The 19,440-nt window shown below is 39.2% G+C and carries 18 protein-coding genes and 4 pseudogenes; 12 read left to right on the top strand and 10 right to left on the bottom strand.

The window, feature by feature from the left end; genetic code table 11:
* Nucleotides 1-56: 56 nt before the first annotated feature.
* Nucleotides 57-1,090: pseudogene (fba, locus tag PN838_RS05060) on the top strand (class II fructose-bisphosphate aldolase).
* 190 nt (nt 1,091-1,280) lie between these two features.
* A complete protein-coding gene (locus tag PN838_RS05055) occupies nt 1,281-1,970 on the top strand; it encodes an outer membrane beta-barrel protein (protein ID WP_272179929.1) in 690 nt (229 codons plus the stop codon).
* Between the two features lie 124 nt (nt 1,971-2,094).
* Here the strand turns inward: PN838_RS05055 and PN838_RS27840 are convergent, their stop codons facing one another.
* The 4 genes from PN838_RS27840 to PN838_RS27825 form a co-directional block, all read right to left on the bottom strand.
* Nucleotides 2,095-3,027, bottom strand: coding sequence for an amidohydrolase family protein (locus PN838_RS27840; protein WP_272179928.1), 933 nt, complete (start codon nt 3,025-3,027; stop codon nt 2,095-2,097).
* The gene (locus PN838_RS27835; RefSeq protein ID WP_272179927.1) at nt 2,987-4,621 is read right to left on the bottom strand and encodes a hypothetical protein; all 1,635 of its coding nucleotides are present in this window, start codon (nt 4,619-4,621) and stop codon (nt 2,987-2,989) included. Before PN838_RS27835 ends, PN838_RS27840 begins: the two co-directional genes overlap by 41 nt.
* 107 nt (nt 4,622-4,728) lie before the next feature.
* The gene (locus PN838_RS27830; protein ID WP_272179926.1) at nt 4,729-5,064 is read right to left on the bottom strand and encodes a TolB family protein; all 336 of its coding nucleotides are present in this window, start codon (nt 5,062-5,064) and stop codon (nt 4,729-4,731) included.
* Between the two features lie 14 nt (nt 5,065-5,078).
* Nucleotides 5,079-5,411: a hypothetical protein gene (locus tag PN838_RS27825; protein ID WP_272179925.1), complete on the bottom strand. Its 333-nt coding sequence runs from the start codon at nt 5,409-5,411 to the stop codon at nt 5,079-5,081.
* A 163-nt stretch (nt 5,412-5,574) separates the two neighbouring features.
* On the opposite strand from PN838_RS27825, the gene PN838_RS05030 reads away from it, so the two are divergent.
* The 4 genes from PN838_RS05030 to PN838_RS05015 all read left to right on the top strand — a co-directional run bounded on the left by PN838_RS05030 (nt 5,575) and on the right by PN838_RS05015 (nt 8,848).
* Entirely contained in the window at nt 5,575-6,354 is a 780-nt protein-coding gene (locus PN838_RS05030; protein ID WP_272179924.1) for a HupE/UreJ family protein, read from the top strand.
* 270 nt (nt 6,355-6,624) lie between these two features.
* Complete coding sequence (locus tag PN838_RS05025) at nt 6,625-7,365, top strand: enoyl-CoA hydratase-related protein (RefSeq protein WP_272179923.1); 741 nt, start codon at nt 6,625-6,627, stop codon at nt 7,363-7,365.
* A 932-nt stretch (nt 7,366-8,297) separates the two neighbouring features.
* Nucleotides 8,298-8,549 (top strand): response regulator, encoded by a 252-nt coding sequence (locus PN838_RS05020; RefSeq protein WP_272179922.1) that lies wholly within the window; start codon nt 8,298-8,300, stop codon nt 8,547-8,549.
* Nucleotides 8,546-8,848, top strand: a complete 303-nt coding sequence (locus PN838_RS05015; RefSeq protein WP_215962117.1) for an ArsR/SmtB family transcription factor — start codon at nt 8,546-8,548, stop codon at nt 8,846-8,848. Before PN838_RS05020 ends, PN838_RS05015 begins: the two co-directional genes overlap by 4 nt.
* A gap of 83 nt (nt 8,849-8,931) precedes the next feature.
* Here PN838_RS05015 and PN838_RS05010 read toward each other — a convergent pair whose 3' ends face one another.
* Complete coding sequence (locus PN838_RS05010) at nt 8,932-9,687, bottom strand: outer membrane protein assembly factor BamD (RefSeq protein WP_272179921.1); 756 nt, start codon at nt 9,685-9,687, stop codon at nt 8,932-8,934.
* 121 nt (nt 9,688-9,808) lie between these two features.
* Here PN838_RS05010 and rluD point away from each other — a divergent pair, with 121 nt between their 5' ends.
* From rluD to PN838_RS04985, 5 genes and pseudogenes are all read left to right on the top strand, one after another.
* Nucleotides 9,809-10,792, top strand: coding sequence for a 23S rRNA pseudouridine(1911/1915/1917) synthase RluD (rluD, locus tag PN838_RS05005; protein ID WP_215962115.1), 984 nt, complete (start codon nt 9,809-9,811; stop codon nt 10,790-10,792).
* Complete coding sequence (pgeF, locus tag PN838_RS05000) at nt 10,773-11,396, top strand: peptidoglycan editing factor PgeF (protein WP_272179920.1); 624 nt, start codon at nt 10,773-10,775, stop codon at nt 11,394-11,396. The genes rluD and pgeF overlap by 20 nt, the downstream gene beginning before the upstream one ends.
* Nucleotides 11,397-11,463: 67 nt before the next feature.
* Nucleotides 11,464-11,520 (top strand): annotated as a pseudogene (locus PN838_RS04995) (hypothetical protein); the annotation flags it as partial.
* A gap of 113 nt (nt 11,521-11,633) precedes the next feature.
* Nucleotides 11,634-14,230 (top strand): annotated as a pseudogene (gene clpB / locus PN838_RS04990) (ATP-dependent chaperone ClpB).
* Between the two features lie 229 nt (nt 14,231-14,459).
* Nucleotides 14,460-14,600, top strand: a complete 141-nt coding sequence (locus PN838_RS04985) for a hypothetical protein (protein ID WP_272179919.1) — start codon at nt 14,460-14,462, stop codon at nt 14,598-14,600.
* Nucleotides 14,601-14,804: 204 nt separating this feature from the next.
* Here PN838_RS04985 and PN838_RS04980 read toward each other — a convergent pair whose 3' ends face one another.
* From PN838_RS04980 to PN838_RS04965, 4 genes are all read right to left on the bottom strand, one after another.
* Complete coding sequence (locus PN838_RS04980; RefSeq protein ID WP_272179918.1) at nt 14,805-15,632, bottom strand: hypothetical protein; 828 nt, start codon at nt 15,630-15,632, stop codon at nt 14,805-14,807.
* Nucleotides 15,620-16,054 carry a hypothetical protein gene (locus tag PN838_RS04975; protein WP_272179917.1) on the bottom strand — a complete coding sequence of 145 codons (435 nt, stop codon included), beginning with the start codon at nt 16,052-16,054 and terminating at the stop codon, nt 15,620-15,622. The genes PN838_RS04980 and PN838_RS04975 overlap by 13 nt, the downstream gene beginning before the upstream one ends.
* A gap of 32 nt (nt 16,055-16,086) precedes the next feature.
* A complete protein-coding gene (locus PN838_RS04970) occupies nt 16,087-16,863 on the bottom strand; it encodes a PilZ domain-containing protein (RefSeq protein WP_272179916.1) in 777 nt (258 codons plus the stop codon).
* 106 nt (nt 16,864-16,969) lie between these two features.
* Nucleotides 16,970-17,344, bottom strand: coding sequence for a hypothetical protein (locus PN838_RS04965; protein ID WP_272179915.1), 375 nt, complete (start codon nt 17,342-17,344; stop codon nt 16,970-16,972).
* Between the two features lie 274 nt (nt 17,345-17,618).
* Between PN838_RS04965 and radA the strand changes: the two are divergent.
* Nucleotides 17,619-18,985 (top strand): annotated as a pseudogene (radA, locus tag PN838_RS04960) (DNA repair protein RadA).
* Between the two features lie 76 nt (nt 18,986-19,061).
* On the opposite strand, the gene PN838_RS04955 reads toward radA, so the two are convergent.
* Nucleotides 19,062-19,430: a PilZ domain-containing protein gene (locus PN838_RS04955; RefSeq protein WP_215962109.1), complete on the bottom strand. Its 369-nt coding sequence runs from the start codon at nt 19,428-19,430 to the stop codon at nt 19,062-19,064.
* Between the last annotated feature and the right edge of the window lie 10 nt (nt 19,431-19,440).

The raw sequence follows: 19,440 nt of genomic DNA, 5'->3' as shown, positions 1-19,440 counted from the left end.
TACAATCTGTGTTACATAATCAATTAATTTTGTTAACTTTTCCTTTGGAGTGACTTGTGGCTTTAATTTCGATGCGTCAATTATTAGATCATGCAGCAGAACATAATTATGGTGTTCCTGCGTTTAACGTAAATAATCTCGAGCAGATGCGAGCAATTATGGCGGCTGCAGATAAGACTAATAGTCCAGTTATTGTGCAAGCCTCAGCGGGTGCCAGAAAATATGCCGGCGCGCCTTTTTACGTCACATGATATTAGCAGCGATTGAAGAATTTCCTCATATCCCTGTTTGTATGCACCAAGATCACGGAACGTCACCGGCAATTTGCCAACGCTCAATCCAATTAGGGTTTTCGTCAGTGATGATGGATGGCTCGCTATTAGAAGATGGCAAAACGCCTTCTACTTATGAATACAATGTTGACGTGACTCGCAGAACAGTTGAGTTAGCTCATGCGTGTGGTGTATCTGTAGAAGGGGAATTAGGCGTGTTAGGTTCGTTAGAGACTGGTATGGCTGGTGAAGAAGATGGGGTAGGCGCAGAGGGTGTTTTATCCAAAGAACAAATGTTAACTAATCCAGATGAAGCCGCTGATTTTGTTGAAAAAACAGGGGTAGATGCACTAGCCATTGCTTGTGGTACATCTCACGGAGCATACAAGTTTACCCGTCCACCTACTGGTGATATTTTGGCAATTGACCAAATTAAGGCAATACATCAACGTATTCCTAACACCCATTTAGTTATGCATGGGTCAAGTTCCGTCCCTCAGGAGTGGCTTGCGACGATTAACAAATTTGGCGGTGAGATTGGCGAAACTTATGGTGTTCCGGTTGAACAAATTGTTGAAGGTATCAAAAACGGTGTTCGTAAAGTGAATATCGATACCGATCTTAGATTAGCTTCAACAGGGGCCATTAGGCAGTTTATGGCAGAAAATCCTGCTGAGTTTGATCCACGTAAATATTTGGCTAAAACCATTGATGCAATGTCGGCCATTTGTGTTGATAGATACAATGCTTTTGGCACAGCAGGGCAGGCGGATAAGATTAAAGTAATTTCATTAGAAAATATGGTTGCACGTTACTAAATACAGTTTTTTAACGTTATAAACCAATGTGACTAAAAGCGTACAGAGCAATTTGTACGCTTTTTTTGTAGTTAAATATCTACAAAAATATGTATAAGTATAATGCTAGGTTAATAAATATAAGACTTTGTTTGTTTAAGCAATTAAGATAGCTAACGTAAATTAAAACGTTAAAATTCAAGGCTCAATAGTGAAAAACACTATCAATAAAACATTACTTATTACGACAATTTCCCTTATCACTCCATGCACAGCATTGGCCTCAGATCTATTTCAAGATGTTTATTTAGGCGCGGCCATCAATTCAGTCTCATACGCAATAGACGATGATTTAGATGATATCAATGACTCTTTTAATGAAGGTGGATTTGGTAATTTTAATGTTAAAGACAGTGATACTGGTTTTAAATTGTTTGCGGGTTATTCAATTACTGAGAATGTTTCGGTGGAAGTGGGTTATTACCAACTTGGCAAATTTGGACTAGAAGGCCAATTTGGTTATCAGGAACCCATTTCTAGTGAGATACTCGATGTAAGTGGTGAACTCACATCGCTAGCTGAAATAACGGCATTTGATATTGCTTTAAAAGCTCAATTTCCGCTTTCTGCCGCACTCGATATTTATGGTAAAGCCGGGTTATTCAATTGGTCTGGTGAAGTTATAAGCAAGTCAGTTGTTGTGGCTGAGATTAAAGCGATGGATATTAGTGAAAGCAGCAGCGAGTCGAGTTCAGAAAATTTAGATGGTAGCGATTCTACTTACACCCTCGGCTTAAGTTATCATTTATCTGGAATTGATGTATTTGCTGAACTTCAAAAATATCAGATTGATGAAGAAACGGCGACTTCATTTAATCTAGGGCTTCTATACAATTTTTAATGCAGACGTTATCAAAAGATTATTTACAGCAAGACTATTAGAGTCTGATTGGCAACGTAAAAAAACCATCACGATAAGTGATGGTTTTTTATAGATCATTAAAGCGAGTTAATTACTGCTATTTTTAATGATGACTCCAATGGTATTTCTCAGATTTTTGTTCTTGCTCTTGTGCAGTCGCTGCTGGCATAGCATTAATTTCTAATCTGTCGAAAAATAGCTGTTCTGGTTCAAAGTCACCAGTTAAGACTTCTTTCATTGTCTTAGTGTCAAATAGTCGACCATTGATCATTGTATAGTCGACCATTTCCGATTGACGGATATCGTTTAAGACATCACCTTTTATGATGGCAAAGTCAGCTAATTTACCGTTTTCGATAGACCCTAAATCCTTGTCCATTCCTAATGCTTTAGCGCCATCAAACGTTGCGCCTCGTAACGCTTCCCACGGCGTAAATCCACCTTGTTGCAACATCCACATTTCCCAATGTGCAGCTAAACCTTCACGTTGTCCATGGGCACCGATTAATACCCGAACACCATTATCACGTAAAGTTTTAGCGTAGCTTGCTACGGCAAAGTGATTGTAATGATCATCGGGCGCTTTATAACGACGAATTGAAGTCGGCTCGATAATATAGCGAGGTGCGTAACGCATTAGTCGCTCGTTTTCCCAAACGTTTGTTCGATCGTACCAAAAGTATTCACCTGTTAAACCACCATAAGCAACTACTAATGTAGGGTTGTAGGCGGTTTCGGTTTGGCTCCACAGTTGTGTCAAATCACTATAACCTTTTGGCACATTTAACGAATGCTCAAGTGTGGTATGACCGTCAATAACCATTGTTATATTTTGGTATAGCTTACCGCCACCCTCTGGTACGACATTTACGCCAAGCTCTTTTGCCGCTGCTAAAACTTGTTGGCGTGTATCACGTCTTGGATGGTTGTAACTTTTTATCGAGACTGCACCATTTTCTTTTGTTCGTTTAATATGGAAACGAGCATCATCTAGACTATCTATTTTTGCTGTATACACTTGGTGCATAAGCGGCATATAGAATTTTACCTGTAGAAAAAATTCGAGGCGCTAGTATTTTTCCTGACTTTTGCAGTTCTGCGGCTGAAAATATTTCTCGGCTATCATTAGACGGGTCGTGGATTGTTGTTACGCCAAATGCAATTGACGAGAAGTTCTTCCAATTTTGTTGTGGAATGATTTGATTACTGCCTTGAGAACCATGCGCGTGGGCATCAATTAAACTAGGGACAATAGTATAACCAGTGAGGTCTTTGGTTTTAGCCCCTCTAGGAATTTCAATGTCACCTTGTTTGCCAACGGCAACAATTCGATTACCAGATACGATTACCACACCGTTTTTGATGACTTCTTGTTGATTATCGGCATCTTTCATTGTGACGACGTCAGCACCAATAAGCGCAATGGTTGATTCAGGAATATCGGCCTTTTTTGTGAAGCTTAAATCAATACCGTTATCCGTTGGCTCAGGTAATTCAGTTGCCGCACCTTTGATAAAGTCAAACGTATCCGTCAGTTTTCGTGAATATAAGGTGAACGCATTTGACCAATGTAAAGTGTCTGATTTAGCAGACCAATGGAGTTCTGATGCTGAGGCCTTAGAAGCTTGCTTAACCGGCACCCAAGTGGACTTAGGGCCAATACTCATCACTTTACCTAGTTTGGCGAATGGCGCGATATAGGCATTGTATTGATAAACAAACCCAAGCCATTTACCGTCTGGCGAAACTCGGAATTCAGTAATGTCATCACCCAATAAGACTTCACGTTGCTCTAATCCATCAATATTGGCGGTCATCAATTTTTTCTTCGTACCAAAGCTTTTATCTTGGTAATCAGCATAGAAAATTTGGTTGTTGTCAGCACCAAAATGGGCATTGTGACCAGATTTTAAAATCCGTTTCATTGATTTGCCTTTAACATCGGCAATATATAAACCAGGTTCCATTGACCATTCAGGAGATAATAAATAACCGCCAGTAAAACGATCAAAAATAACATGGTCGCCATCGGGAGAAAATCGAGGTTCGATATAATGGTAAGGTTCGGTCGTAATGACTTTACCTCTACCACCTGAACTTCTAACAATGCTTACGGTGCCGAGCTTTTTGTCATCCCAAGTCGTATAAGCTATATATTTTCCGTTGCGAGAAAAGCTTGGGTAGTATTCGTCGTGTTTATTTTGTTTCGTTAAGCGTTTAGTTTTACCCGATTTTACATCGCGGATGTACAATTTTCCGAGTGCTTGATAAACAATTTTATCACCTTTTGGTGACATAGTTGCCCAGCGTATTTGTTGGACTTTAAATTCATCTGGTGCGACATCAACAGCAACACGAACTGCTTGTTGTACTTTCTTTTCAACACTTACGTGGAATGGAATTTGTTTAACAGACTTGTCTTTGACTGAAATTTTTTGAAAATGGCCGTTGGTCCAAAATACAATTTGTTTACCGTCCGGTGTCCAATCAAAGTAGGCGTAGTTACCTTCGGTTCCAAACGTTTCTTGGTTATCCCTTTCCATTTCAGTATATAAGCGTGTATCAATTCCTGATTTGAGATCTTTGACATATAAAACCGTTTTATTGTCTTCACGTTTTAAATAGGCCATCGCGTTGCCATCTGGAGATGGGGTTGGAATTACCGCACCGCCGGCACCGCCGATATAACGTTCTTCTTCGCCCGTAACTAGATCATGGCGAATAATATTGAAGAGTTCTAATGTCGAATTTTTGTTGTACTGCCAAACTCGGCCGCCAGTAACATCTTGCGTATAATAAAGATATTTACCATCTGGAGAAAATTTGGGGTCGGTAATATTTTTTGATTAAATGCACCGTGACTCCCTGCTTTTATTTTACTGCCACTGCCGCCAGTATGATGGTAGATCCAAATTTCACCCGCTGCTATAGAACGAGAACTCATTACCCCACGAGTTGCTGCGATATATTGCCCATCATGACTCCATGTAGGGGTATGAATGGTATTGGCAGTTTCTTTAGATATCTGCATCGGCTCTGTGCCATCTGCATTCATGACCCATATGTTCATCATGCCATCACGGTCACTTAAAAATGCAATTTTTTACCGTCTGGGCTGTAAGTGGCCTGCATATTCCAATCATAACCAACCAATAATGGGGTTGCTTCGCCGCCCGAAATTGGCATCGTATAAAGATCACCTAACATATCAAAAATAATGGTGTCACCATTTGGGTGGACGTCTAGGTTAGACCATGTTGATTCTGTTGTATCAATTTTTACCGTATGGACTTCACCAGTCGGTTGACTGACATCCCATTTTTCTTGCTCAGTTGTGTCGTTGGCAAAAGCGTGTGTTGAGCCAATCAACGAGAGTGCTAAAACTGCACGGTTAACTGAGCGCTTACTTATTAATATCATTATTTTCTCCAGCGCGTAGGGTTGACGATTTTCAGTCTAGTGTACTTACCTTTAGTTCAGGATAAACACTATTGCGATGAAAGCGCAAAAAGCCCAGTTAATTCGCAACAAAGTTACGTTTAATTAAGGATATAATGTAAATAATTTAGAACTGGGGTAAATAATGTTTAAAACTTTAACTTTATATTTTGTTTTATTAATGAGTCCGTTAAGTACAGTTTATGCTGGTGATGATAGTCAAATTGGAAACGCCATAACGGATAACATTTCAAGTGTTAATGCAAGTTTGGATGCGGAGAAATCTCCGGGCATGGCGCAACGGAACCCGTCTAAAGAAATGCTCGACGCCTTTAAAAATGTAGAGCAAAGCCAAGTTACCAACCTGACAACAAAACAAAGAGTAGAGAAATATCTCGTTTCTGGTTTTTTACATATTGTCCCAATGGGCTTAGATCACATTGTATTCATTATTGCCTTATTTTTATCAACCACAGTGTTTTCTACTCTATTTTGGCAAGTCACGGTTTTTACGCTTGCACATACCATTACGTTAGCATTGGCTACTATCTGGGGGATATCATTAGTGGCGAGTATAGTGGAGCCGCTTATTGCGCTTAGTATTATCTATGTAGCCATAGAAAATATACGGACTGAACAAACCTTAAAACGTCGATATCTAGTGACCTTTATTTTTGGCCTATTACACGGTTTTGGTTTTGCTTTTGTATTATCCGAATTTGGACTTAGCAATAATAATTTAGCCGTTTCATTAGTGTCGTTTAATGTTGGCGTCGAGCTTGGACAGTTATTTGTAATCGCTATTTTAATGACCTTATTTTATAAATGGAGTCGTGCGCCGAGTTATAGGGCATTTGTTCAGCTCCCATTGTCAGTTATTGTTGGATTTTTAGGTCTATTTTGGTTATTAGAGCGAATAATCTAAATATTAGTTGAATTCCTTTTCCGCTTTAAATAGACTGAGTAAATCCACTGTTTGTGCGATTGATTATTTCAATAAAAACAATAATAAAGGAAATACGCATGTATTCTAATTCTTATAGTAAAGGTATTGGCCTTGGCCATGTCTGTGTTTTGGTTGTTTTACTAGCCGTCGTAACACTAGCAACTCAGTTATAATACGTTTACCGTTTTAAATTTTCGCCCAGCATTGCTGGGCGTTTTTGTATCTGACGTTTAAAAAGGTTGAGATAAGATGAATGAAATTGTTACCCGCGACATTGGTCATGTTCTTCATATAGAATTAAATCGGCCACAAGCTAAAAATGCGCTGTCTATTGAAATGTATCGAGAGTTAGTTGAGGCATTTGAGTATTTGGATTCGTCTGACAATTTACATGTTGGTTTAATATACGGTTCTACGAGTTGTTTTAGTGCTGGCAACGATTTAAAAGACTTTATGAATTCAAGTGTTTTAGATGATAGTCATCCAACCGTAAAGTTTATTAAGTTACTGGCCAACTTTTCAAAACCAATTGTCGCAGCAGTTGCTGGGCCTGCAGTTGGTATTGGTACGACGATGTTATTACATTGTGATATGGTTATTGCGGCAAATAATAGTAAATTTCAACTGCCATTTGTGCAACTTGGTTTGTGCCCAGAAGCTGGCTCAAGCTTGTTGTTGCCATATATGGCCGGTCATCCAAAAGCTTTTGAGTATTTAGTTTTAGGTAAACCTTTTAACGCGGATACGGCGTTAGATATGGCAATGATTAATCAAGTGGTTGAACCCGGTGATGTGATAAATGTCGCAAGTCAAATCGCTGAAACGTTAAGTCTGTTGCCAGTTGAAGCCGTGATTGAAAGTAAAAGGTTAATGAAGTTACCTTTACGACAAGTGCAAAATGCGTCTATAGCCCAAGAATTGGGGGCTTTCTCAAGTTTACTTAAGTCGGATGAGTGTCAAAAGCGAGTGTCGTCATTTTTTAATAAATAAAACACCTTTTGCCAATTCATCATGTTTGTGAATTGGCATTAACTGCACTTACAACCATGGATGTCATGATTTTTGTCAGTTAAACAAGTCGCCTTAGTTTCCCTAAATTTAACCCCCACGTCATAACTCATGTTCTATTTTTTAACCTTGTTCTAGATTGATAAACATCGGTTTTGTTTCTTCCACTCAAATGTGTTGTTGATCACCAAATGTTAAATAGTTGGTAGAAACGCCAGCAATTACTATACTCAAATCTGGTTCTGTTTTTCATTGGTTAGGGGAAGTATGATCTTACCTAAAACGCTATATGAAATATTGCCATATACTTACATGTCTATTGGGGTAGCTGAAATTGGTTACTTCAAATCATATTTAACTACAAGTTCAGGTCTGTTGTTCTTTTTGCAGGGGCGTTGATTTGGATTTTACGATCGAACTATCGCCGATTTGATGACTTTCGTTTATTTGATTCAAAGTCAAAGCTTGGTTTATATGAGTTGAAGCCATTTTTGCTTATTTTACTCGGGGTAATGTTTTATACCTTAGTTTGGTTCAAATTTGACGAGTTCTTTTGCAACGTTAGCTGTTTTGGTTGGTATATATATTGTTTTTTTGAGAGCGATAAAAAGAAGCCGACAGTTAAAATTTGGATAGGTGCCACACTAGAGCTGAGTTTGAAATACACAAAATTTAACAATTTAATCAATAATCGTCGTTAACTACTAAACTAGTTTGGGTTATAAGTATATAAATTATAAGGTAATATAAACTAGCTAATAAAGCTTAATCGGAGTAAAAATTTAGATGGTTGCAATAACCAATTTGTCTTTTTTGATTGTTGACGATGTGGCAATGGTTCGTGATTTTTTACGTCAAACATTGGTTAACATGGGGGCCAACAATATTTTTGAAGCTTCGACAGGTGAGGGGGGATGCAGTCCTTTAACAAAAACTTACCAGATATTATTTTTTTAGATATAGAATTACCTAAATCAAACGGCCAACAAATATTGAAAGAAATGAGATTAATTAAGCCAAATGCATTTGTTGTAATGGTCTCTGCGCATTCGAGTGCAGATAATGTAAAAACATCAATAGAATTAGGCGCTTCAGGTTTTGTTGTTAAACCGTTTACATCCCAAAAAATCCGCTCGGTTTTAAAAAGGTATATGCAGAACAAATGAATTTAGAAGAAATGCGTGTGTGCGCGCCACAAGCTTTGGCTTTACTTAAAACAATGGCAAACGAAAAACGCCTTTTTATTCTGTGTAATTTGCTTGATGGAGAATTATCAGTAAATGAGTTAGCTGAACGTGTTGGACTTAGCCAGTCAGCATTGTCACAACACTTAGCAATTCTGCGGAATGAAGAGTACGTTGCGACTCGTAAAGCCTCACAGACCGTTTATTATTCGTTAAGTGGTGATGAAGTTAAACAAATAATGAGTTTGCTCCATCAACTGTATTCAACTAAAACGCCATAAAAAAGCGCTTAATGAAATAACCCAATAGTTGGACATGCCAATTATTGGGATCATTTCATTAAGCGCTTTTTGATTAGCGGGGGCTAATCTGAAAAGTTTTCAGCTAATACTTTTTCCGTATCCGCTTTCATCTCTAGTAATTCAAGTTTGTCATATGCTTCAATCATAATTTCTAGTGCACGTTTCACACTGCCGCTCTGACCATAATATTCTAAGACATATTTACAACGATTAACGGCCGCCACATAAGATGAACGTCTCATATAATATTCGGCAATAACGATTTCATGACTGGCCAGTTTATCAAGTAAAACCTTCATTCGTGATTTAGCTTCTTCACTGTATTTACTATTTGGGTACTTGATTACTAGTTTCTTGAAGTCTTTAAAGGCTTCACGAGAACCTTCCATATCTTTATCCGCATTTTCAATACCAAAGAAGTTTTGGAATGCGTTTTCGCCGGTATCCATATTTACCAACCCACGCATATAAATCACGTAATCAAGATTACTATGATCTGGGTTTAGTCGAATAAAGCGGTCTATAGCTGGTAACGCTTCTTCATATTTGCCTGATTTATAATAGGCAAACATTAAATCAAGCTGTACTTGACGAGAAAGCGGCCCAAATGGGTAACGGCTTTCTAAATCTGTTAATATACCAATCGCACGGGTATACATATTGTTGTTAAGGTGCTGTTTGGCTTCTTGGTAGCGAGCCTGAGGTGAACGATCGGGTAAACGCTCTACATCTTGGTCCGGTGCTGAAGTACAAGCAGAAACAAAAATACTGATAGCAATCAGTAAGGTAAATCGAAATCTAGACTTAAAATTAAACATTAATTACAACCTGAAGAGTTTTCTTTTCTCGTTAAACCATTTTTCGAGTAGAATAGGCAATATCGACCGCATTCTAACTCAGTCCTTAGTGACATGCACTGGCAAATTCAAACTATTTATCATGAACAAAGAAACAATAGAACTACATGCACACGTTAAAGAAGAACATTTTGGCAAACGCTTAGACCAAGTAATTGCTGATTTGTTTCCTGAATATTCAAGAAGTCGTCTTAAAGAGTGGATTTTAGATGAAAAAGTTCAAGTTAATGGCGAAATAATTTCAAAAGCTCGAGAAAAGATGATGGGCGATGAAGAAATTCATATCTCAGCTGAGCTTGAGGTAGAGGTCCATCACCAACCAGAAGATATCAAATTAGATATCGTTTATGAAGATGATGACATTTTAGTTATCAACAAACCGGCGAATTTGGTGGTACATCCAGGGGCTGGTAATCAGTCTGGAACCATTTTGAATGCCTTACTGCATCATTTTCCAGAAATTGATCTAGTTCCGCGAGCTGGTATCGTACATCGTCTAGATAAAGATACGACAGGGTTAATGGTTGTTGCTAAAACGGTACCCGCCCAAACTCAGTTAGTATCAGATATGCAAAACAGAGAAGTGACCAGAGAATATGAAGCTGTCTGTTTAGGGCGTTTAACTGCCGGCGGAACGGTAGATAAACCAATTGGTCGTCATTCAACCAAACGCACGAGTATGGCGGTAACCAATATGGGTCGTGAATCAGTGACTCATTATCGTTTGATCAAAAAGTTTCGAGTTCACACGCATATTCGTTTAAGGCTCGAAACCGGACGGACACACCAAATTCGTGTGCATATGTCTCATATTAGACATCCATTAGTGGGTGACATTCAATATGGCGGCAGAGTGCATACGCCAAAAGGTGCGTCCGAGCAGTTTATTCAATACTTAAGAAGTTTTAAACGCCAAGCATTACATGCGGCAATGTTGAGTTTTCACCACCCAATAAGTGGCGAAGAAATGACATTTGAAGCACCACTGCCAGACGATTTTATTCAGTTATTAAGTGAATTAAACAACGACGCAACGGAACATCAAGATGAAATGGATTTCTGCTGATTTTCCAAATTTAAGCAGTAAAATTAAAAAACGTATTTGTGCTGGCACGAGTACGCGATTGGACGGAGTGTCAAAAGCTCCGTTTAATGGACTTAACGTCGCCACCCATGTCGGCGACGATTTATCTTCTGTGATGGCCAATCGCGCTTTGTTACGCGAAGAGCTTAATTTTCCCTCTGAGCCATATTGGCTAAATCAAACCCACACAAATACTGTTGTGGAATTACCTTATGAGTACCGGCCTTATTTAGAGGCAGATGCAAGTTACACTTTCTTGACGAAAACACTGTGCGCGGTAATGACCGCAGATTGTTTACCATTATTGTTAGTTGACAATACCGGCACTCAAGTAGCCGCAATTCATGCTGGGTGGCGTGGATTAGCCAATGGTATTATCGCTAAAACTCTTGCAAAATTTACCGCTCAGGCACAGGATTTACACGTTTATATGGGGCCAGCAATAGGCCAAAGCGCATTTGAAGTTGGCCAAGACGTTTTTGATTATTTCCAACAACTTAATCCTATTTTTAGCAGGTGTTTTGAGTCAAAAAAATCCCAAACAAATATTCTGCAAATATATACGAAATTGCAAAAATTCAACTAGAGTTATTGGGCGTTAAGTTTATTTCGGGGGCGAACATTGCACTTTTGAACAGAATGACCAATTTTACTCTTACCGTCGAGATGGCCAAACCGGACGCATGGTTTCCATTATTTGGATTGACTAGGTTGACTTTTTAAATCGGTATGAACAATTAATTTTACTGTTTGTCATTGAAAAATTCGAAATAGACCAAACTTTTATAAGTAACTAAGTCCGTTTCTATTTTCGAGGTATGTAATGCGATTAGATCGATTAACAAATAAATTTCAACAGGCAATTGCCGATGCACAGTCATTAGCTGTTGGTCGTGATCATCAATATATAGAACCTGTTCACATTCTCAACTCTCTTATTAATCAAGAAAATAGCTCGGTTATTACCTTGCTTCATCATTGTCGAGTGAACGCCGCAGAGTTACGCTCAAAAATATCAAGAGAGTTGGAAGCTATCCCTACCGTGACCGGAATTGGTGGCGACATTCAATTGTCTCGAAGCACGGCTCAAATTTTAAATATGTGTGACAAACTGGCGCAACAGCGGAAAGACAAATTTATAACCAGTGAAGTATTCCTACTCGCTTTGGTCGACGATAATGGTACTGCCGGTAAAATACTAAAATTACTCGGTTTGACAAAGCAAAAAGTTGAAGAAGCGATAAATACGATGCGTGGTGGGCAGAAAGTTGAAGATGCCAACGCGGAAGATGTACGTCAAGCTCTTGAAAAATATACAGTTGATTTAACTCAACGCGCTGAACAAGGTAAGCTAGACCCTGTTATTGGGCGAGACGAAGAGATCCGCCGCACTGTGCAGGTATTGCAACGCCGTACAAAAACAACCCTGTGTTAATTGGTGAACCTGGTGTTGGTAAAACAGCCATTGTAGAAGGTTTAGCGCAACGGATCATCAATGGTGAAGTGCCTGAGGGACTTAAAAGCAAACGTGTGTTGTCGCTCGATCTGGGTGCCTTAGTTGCGGGCGCGAAATTTCGTGGTGAATTTGAAGAACGACTTAAATCGGTATTAAATGAACTTGCGAAAGAAGAAGGGCAGGTCATCCTATTTATCGATGAAATTCATACTATGGTTGGTGCCGGTAAATCTGATGGCGCAATGGATGCCGGTAACATGCTTAAACCGGCATTAGCCCGAGGCGAATTACATTGTGTTGGTGCCACAACGTTAGACGAATATCGTAAATACATTGAAAAAGATGCTGCATTGGAACGTCGTTTCCAGAAGGTTCAGGTTGATGAGCCAAACGTTGAAGATACAGTGGCAATTTTACGTGGATTAAAAGAGCGTTACGAATTGCATCATTCTGTTGATATTACCGACCCTGCAATCGTAGCAGCGGCCAGCTTATCTCATCGTTACATCAGTGACAGACAATTACCTGACAAAGCGATTGATCTTATTGATGAAGCGGGTTCCAGTATTCGAATGCAAATCGATTCCAAGCCAGAAGAATTGGAAAAATTGGAACGGAAAATCATTCAATTAAAACTTGAAGATAATGCGCTGTTAAAAGAAACAGATGAAGCCAGTAAAAATCGATTAATGTTGATCAGAGATCAGATCAATATATTAGATAAAAAATACCAAGAGCTCGAAGAAGTATGGAAAGCTGAAAAAGCTGCATTGTCAGGCACTCAAAATATTAAAGAGCAACTTGAACAGTCCCGAATGGACCTTGATACAGCGCGACGAGCAAGCGATTTGCAACGTATGTCTGAACTGCAATATGGTCGAATACCAGAGCTTGAAAAACAGTTGGATTTAGCGTCGCAGGCAGAAATGCAAGGCATGACATTGCTTCGTAATAAAGTGACAGAAAAAGAAATTGCTGAGGTTTTATCACGTTGGACGGGGATCCCGGTCACTAAGATGCTTGAAAGTGAACGTGATAAATTGTTGAAAATGGAAGAACAGCTGCACGCTAAAGTCATAGGACAAGAAGAGGCGGTCAGATCTGTAGCAAATGCAATTCGTCGTTCGCGAGCTGGGCTGTCAGACCCAAACCGACCAAATGGCTCGTTTTTGTTCCTTGGCCCAACGGGAGTAGGGAAAACCGAGCTTACTAAATCTTTAGCTCACTTTCTATTCGATTCAACCGACGCTATGGTTCGTATAGATATGTCTGAGTTTATGGAGAAGCACTCGGTCGCTCGGCTAATTGGTGCGCCTCCTGGTTATGTGGGTTATGAAGAAGGTGGGTACTTAACTGAACTTGTTCGCCGAAAACCTTACTCTGTTGTTTTGCTAGATGAGGTTGAAAAAGCCCACCCTGATGTGTTTAATATATTGTTACAAGTGTTAGATGAAGGTCGGTTAACAGATGGACAAGGTCGAACCGTCGACTTTAGAAATACCGTTATTATTATGACCTCAAATCTAGGCTCTGATTTAATTCAATCAGGATATGTAGGTAAAGAACCTGCCGATTATGAATCGATGAAGGCTATGGTCATGGAAGTTGTCGGTAAACATTTCCGTCCAGAGTTCATTAATCGAATTGACGACACTGTGGTATTTCATCCGTTGAATTCTGCTGAAATTAAACAGATTGCCGGAATTCAATTAACGGGGCTGAAAAAACGATTAGCTGAACAAGAAGTAGAAATGACCTTAACGGAAGCGGCATTAGATCAAATAGCGGAAGCGGGTTTTGATCCAGTGTTTGGTGCAAGGCCATTAAAACGTGCAATTCAATTGTATGTTGAAAACAAACTTGCACAAGCTTTGTTGTCAGGCGAAATTAAACCGAAAGACAAGATTGAATTAGATGTGATTGATGGTGAATTTACGTTAAATATTCAGTCCGTTGATGTTTAAAAATAGAGTTCAGTGTCCATCTGTTGTATTTTGACAGTAATAAAGTTCGGCAATGTTATTGGGTTCGTTTGTAGCTAGTTAATCATTGCCGACGTTTTACCAAAAATTGATAATTTAGAAAGGAATGATAAATGAAAACGATGACATGTAAGCAATTAGGCGGTGCGTGCGACCTTAAATTTCAAGCTGAAACATTCGAGGAAATGGCTGAAAAAGTAAGATGCACGGCATGGAAATGTTTCAAAAACAAGATCCTGAACATTTAGAAGCGATGCAAAAAGTGATGGCGTTAATGCAACAACCAGAAAAATTGCAAGAATTTTTTGATCAAAAACGCAGTGAGTTTGAACAGCTTCCAGACGATAAATAACTCGTTATATCTATTGGTTTTATCAGTGCATTATTGTTCGACTTGTGTAATAGCAACTATCGCGAGTCGACATTTAAATATATGGGAGGGTTACACATATATAATGTAATCCGTTTCTCGTTTCTTGTTTCTTGTTTTGATTCTGGGGGACTTTGGACTAGAGAATTTCCAGTGGAAGCACTTCAGCAGGCCGCAACTTGATAACTAGTTTAATAATTTGTAACGGCGTTCCAATTGCTTTTGGATTTCTTCAACAGAGTAACCAAATCTGGTTAATACTTCTTCAGATATATCAACCATATCGCCAACACCAGTAACATTCCACAACCGGCCTTCAAGTTCTTTTGCTCTATGTTGGGAATAATTTCCAATGTAACTTAACTCTCTGGAAATATAATCCATGTCAGGACGCCCAGTTTTCGAAATATAAATTCTAAAAGCAAAAAATACATCGGCTTTGGTACTGGCTTTGATAAAGCTCGTTAACATTTCGGTTGATAAAAACTGATCTGCGTAATGGCATATAAACGAGCGAGCTTCTGTATTTTGATCGGTACGATAACGAATAAACAGTTCCACTGTTTTAGGTGTATCTGCCCGTTCCATATCGGCAACGAGAGGAGCAAACACATTGTTTGCCGCGTTGTCTTTTAGCAAAGGGTATAGACTAATATCATGTTGTTCAGGTTTATGTTTACTCAATAAGTGCAAAATCAAGTTAGCTTCGCAGCTCTTCCCCACCAAATTTATGTCAACTTTTGTTCCTTCTTTGTCGATATAAATAGGCGTGTTACAAACGTGTTTAGCGCACAAGTTCCTTAGCGCTTTAGATAAACCCGGATAGCGACTTTCCATTTTTGCAGGGGTAAGTTTGGCTTTGTTCTGCACAATTAGTTTTTTGAAAAATTGTCGACCATGATGCACGCCTTTAGGTTCAAAGGTTCGTAAATTCATAACTGTTTTGTCGCGCGAAATAGCCACGATTTCGTATGCTAATTTAGTTAAATTAAACTTGTTAGTTACACGCTGCATTTCAGGCAGACCAATGACAATAATATCGCCTTTTGTAAACGGGCAACCTTGTTCAATGACAAGCTGTAAGCCGTGACTTGAAAAGTCACGTGTCGTACCTTTGCTCGTTCTTCTTGGCCTGGGAGGGCAACAGAGACCTCTGTCTTATATAAATAGCGCTCCTCTGACCTTAAATTAACGTATTCAATGGTTTCGACTTCCATATTTATGTAACGTTTTAATTTAGGGTGGCCAAACTTGTTCAATTGTGCGGCCGGCGCAGTCATCTCATGATATTTTTGATAGGCTTCTTTTTGATCTGGATTTGAAATCGGAGTCATATAAACAATGAATTTTAAATTCTGCAATAACCCTTGGACTTTTGGTGACGGTATTTGATTGTAGCGTTGAATCTCTTTACCTGCGGAATCTGGAACAGACAAAGGAATATGGGCATCATGTTCTGATACCGGTACTAACTGTAATTTGAAAACTTTCCAACTGTCTTTTTACTCGCAAAATGCAAAAACGTTGACCGCAATTCTGGCGATGCATCGAGTTCTTCAGTGGTTGCAGAGTAAAAATATACTTTTCCTTTACGAGCATGGGTAAAGCAATAAAGTAAAGACTCCTTAATGCCGCGATCACTGAGCAGCATATTTTCAAGTCTTGGCATATCCAATATTTGTTGAAATACCAAATTTTTACTTTCGTCACTAAAATAGCCAAGTGTGGAACGATTGTTTTCGGTCGCGAGCGCCAATGTAGGCAACAAACGGTCATTAATTTGACGGATATAAACGGGTAAGGTGGTAACCCGTGGTAGGTAATACTGCTCATACCCCTTAACCGCTACAGCTTCAAGCGTATTGTCCAAATTCACTTTATAGCGACGTTTATTGCCGTTTATAAAATTGCCAAGGAAATCATCAAAGGCTGCAATGTCCTCAGTGAATGTTCTTTTCATTCTAATGTAATTATTGGCGATATTGATTTTATCGATGCCAACGACTTCATATTGAATACCGTCTTTGAGACCTAATTCAAACTCTTGCTCTAATCCTGTTAGGTAAATTGCAATTTTTTGACCTTTAACAAACTTTCTCGCAGAAGGCACTTTTACTTTTATCCCACTAACCGAGAGGTCACTACTGACCGCTTTTAATGTATCACCAATTGCAAATTGCATTTCAATAGCGATACTGAAATTCATTCGCTCTTCTGCTCGAATTCCGTATTGGGTAAAGTGCACAAGATTTGCACCGTAAATGATTTTGGGTTTTTCTGGGGCTTTATTTACTTGTTCAGCATCTGCACTAGTAGAGGCTCGTGGGTTTTTTCCTGTCGAGCTTTTTCAACTAGACGCGCTTCTTGCTCTTTTTATGCATTACCCTATGGTTGTTTTCCGCATTAAGCACGGCTTCGTAACAACCAATGGTGTATTGACCAAATTTTTCTATTTGATCTTTAAAAATTTGTTTAGCGACTTCATCTAGAAAATGGATCTGTCCCTTATATTCAAATGCAGTAGGTTCGCCAGCAACATGGCCACGTAAATCTAAGAGTCGGTTACAAGGTTGCCCAAGTCTCTTCAACTCCATTTTTATAAGAAACTGTTTGGCCTTAGGTACACTCGATACTTTAGATTTAAATTGCTTATCAAAGTCCGCGTGATTGACCGCAGATTTTAAATCTTCAATTATGTTGTTGTAATCGTGTAATTCGGTTGCCATATAAAGATTTGATTACCTGCAATTTTTAATACAAAACAATTAAAACCCACCTCACAAATGAATACAATTATTTATAAATCATTTATAATTTTCAATTGAGTAACAATTTAGTTTATTTAATTTTTTGTTATTTATTCATAAATATAGAGCATTTAGCTCTAACATCAATAGTTCGGGTCAAATACAAATTTAAACAAGTGTATATTTTATTACTTTAGATGAAGCAATAATTATGCCACGGACTTGTGACATTAGTATAACAAGCAGAGAAATTATGGCGAAATCAAAAATAGCGTATGTATGTAGCGATTGTGGTTCAGAGTATCCGCGGTGGCAGGGACAATGTACAGATTGCCATGCTTGGAATACGATTTCTGAATTCCGTGTTGCAGCTAAGACTAAGGCATCTGTTAGCCGTTATGAAGGTTATGCGGGAGCAGCTGAGAACAAGGTTCAAACTTTGGATAAGGTTAACCTTGAAGCACTGCCTAGGTTTACGACTGGTTATGGAGAATTTGACCGAGTATTAGGCGGCGGCGTAGTGCCTTAGTTCAGCAATACTAATTGGCGGAAGTCCAAGGTGCAGGGAAAAGCACCTTATTGCTGCAAACAATGTGCTTTTTGGCCGAGCATATGTCTACCCTATATGTGACGGGGAAGAGAGTTTGCAACAAGTTGCGATGCGAGCTAATCGACTAGGTTTAGCAACCAATAAATTAAACGCATTGGCAGAAACAAGTGTAGAAGCGATTTGTATTCATGCTCAAAATATCAAACCTTCGATTATGGTTGTTGATTCAATTCAAGTGATGCATATGGCTGAAATTGCATCTGCGCCGGGGAGTGTATCTCAGGTACGTGAAGGCGCAGCGTATTTAACACGTTTTGCGAAACAAAATAATGTTGCGGTGATTATGGTTGGCCATGTCACCAAAGACGGTAATTTGGCAGGACCTAAAGTATTGGAACACTGTATCGATGCTAGCATCATGTTAGATGGAGACACAGATGGACGATATCGAACGTTAAGAGGCACTAAAAACAGATTTGGCGCGGTTAATGAACTTGGTGTGTTTGCAATGACGGACAAGGGGTTAAAAGAAGTCAGTAATCCAAGCGCAATATTTTTAAATCGTGCAGAAGGGGACTCGTCTGGCAGCTCTGTTATGGTTTTATGGGAAGGAACTCGCCCGTTGTTGGTCGAAATTCAAGCCTTGGTTGATCACTCGCAAATGGGGCACCTATAGGCGCGTTGCTGTCGGTTTAGACTCAAACCGGCTAGCAATGTTACTTGCTGTACTACACAGACATGGCGGCTTGATGCTTGGCGATCAGGATGTTTTTGTTAATGTTGTTGGGGGCGTAAAAGTTAGTGAAACGAGTGCAGATTTAGCGCTGTTGTTGGCCATGGTATCAAGTTTTCGAGATTCCCCGTTGGATCGTGAGCTTGTTGTTTTTGGAGAGGTTGGTCTCGCCGGTGAAATAAGGCCGGTTGCAAATGGCCAAGAACGTTTGCGGGAGGCCGCGAAACATGGCTTTAAACGTGCAATCGTACCCAAAAACAATATGCCTAAAGATACAATTGCCAATATGAAGGTGATTGGTATATCGCGCTTAGTTGAGGCGTTAGAACACCTTTAAAGTGACTATACTAAGTCACGGGTTTGTCGCCAGTTTAAAATTTGGTGACAACCATGACTTTATCCACTGGCAAGGATTATTCTGGGTTTGGAAATGTTAACGAATTCAAATTTCTATCAAGCAGTTCTGAACTGCCGACGTTTAATTCTACTAATCGACGCAAGTGGCTCACGCTCTGTAAATCGATTTTTTCGCAGTGAATGCCTAAATGTTCTTTTTCAACATGGGTAATATGACCCGTCAATTCGACTTCAACATCGGATTCGTTAAGGCAAAACTTTAATAGACACGTTTCTTTAACAAGATTTTCAATCCCTTTTATTTGTGCAATTAATGCACCTTTTAATGATATATCAACGAGTGTCGTTGGGTAATCGATATTATTAACTGTCAGGGTTGCTGGGGCCGAAAATACAATACGAGTAAATCGCCGTTTGTCTTCCATTTTACTTACC

Source organism: Psychrosphaera algicola, assembly GCF_028401425.1.
Taxonomy (GTDB): Bacteria; Pseudomonadota; Gammaproteobacteria; order Enterobacterales; family Alteromonadaceae; genus Psychrosphaera; species Psychrosphaera algicola.
The sequence above is the reverse complement of the archived record's forward strand: the minus strand, read 5'-3'. Positions and strand labels throughout refer to the sequence as shown.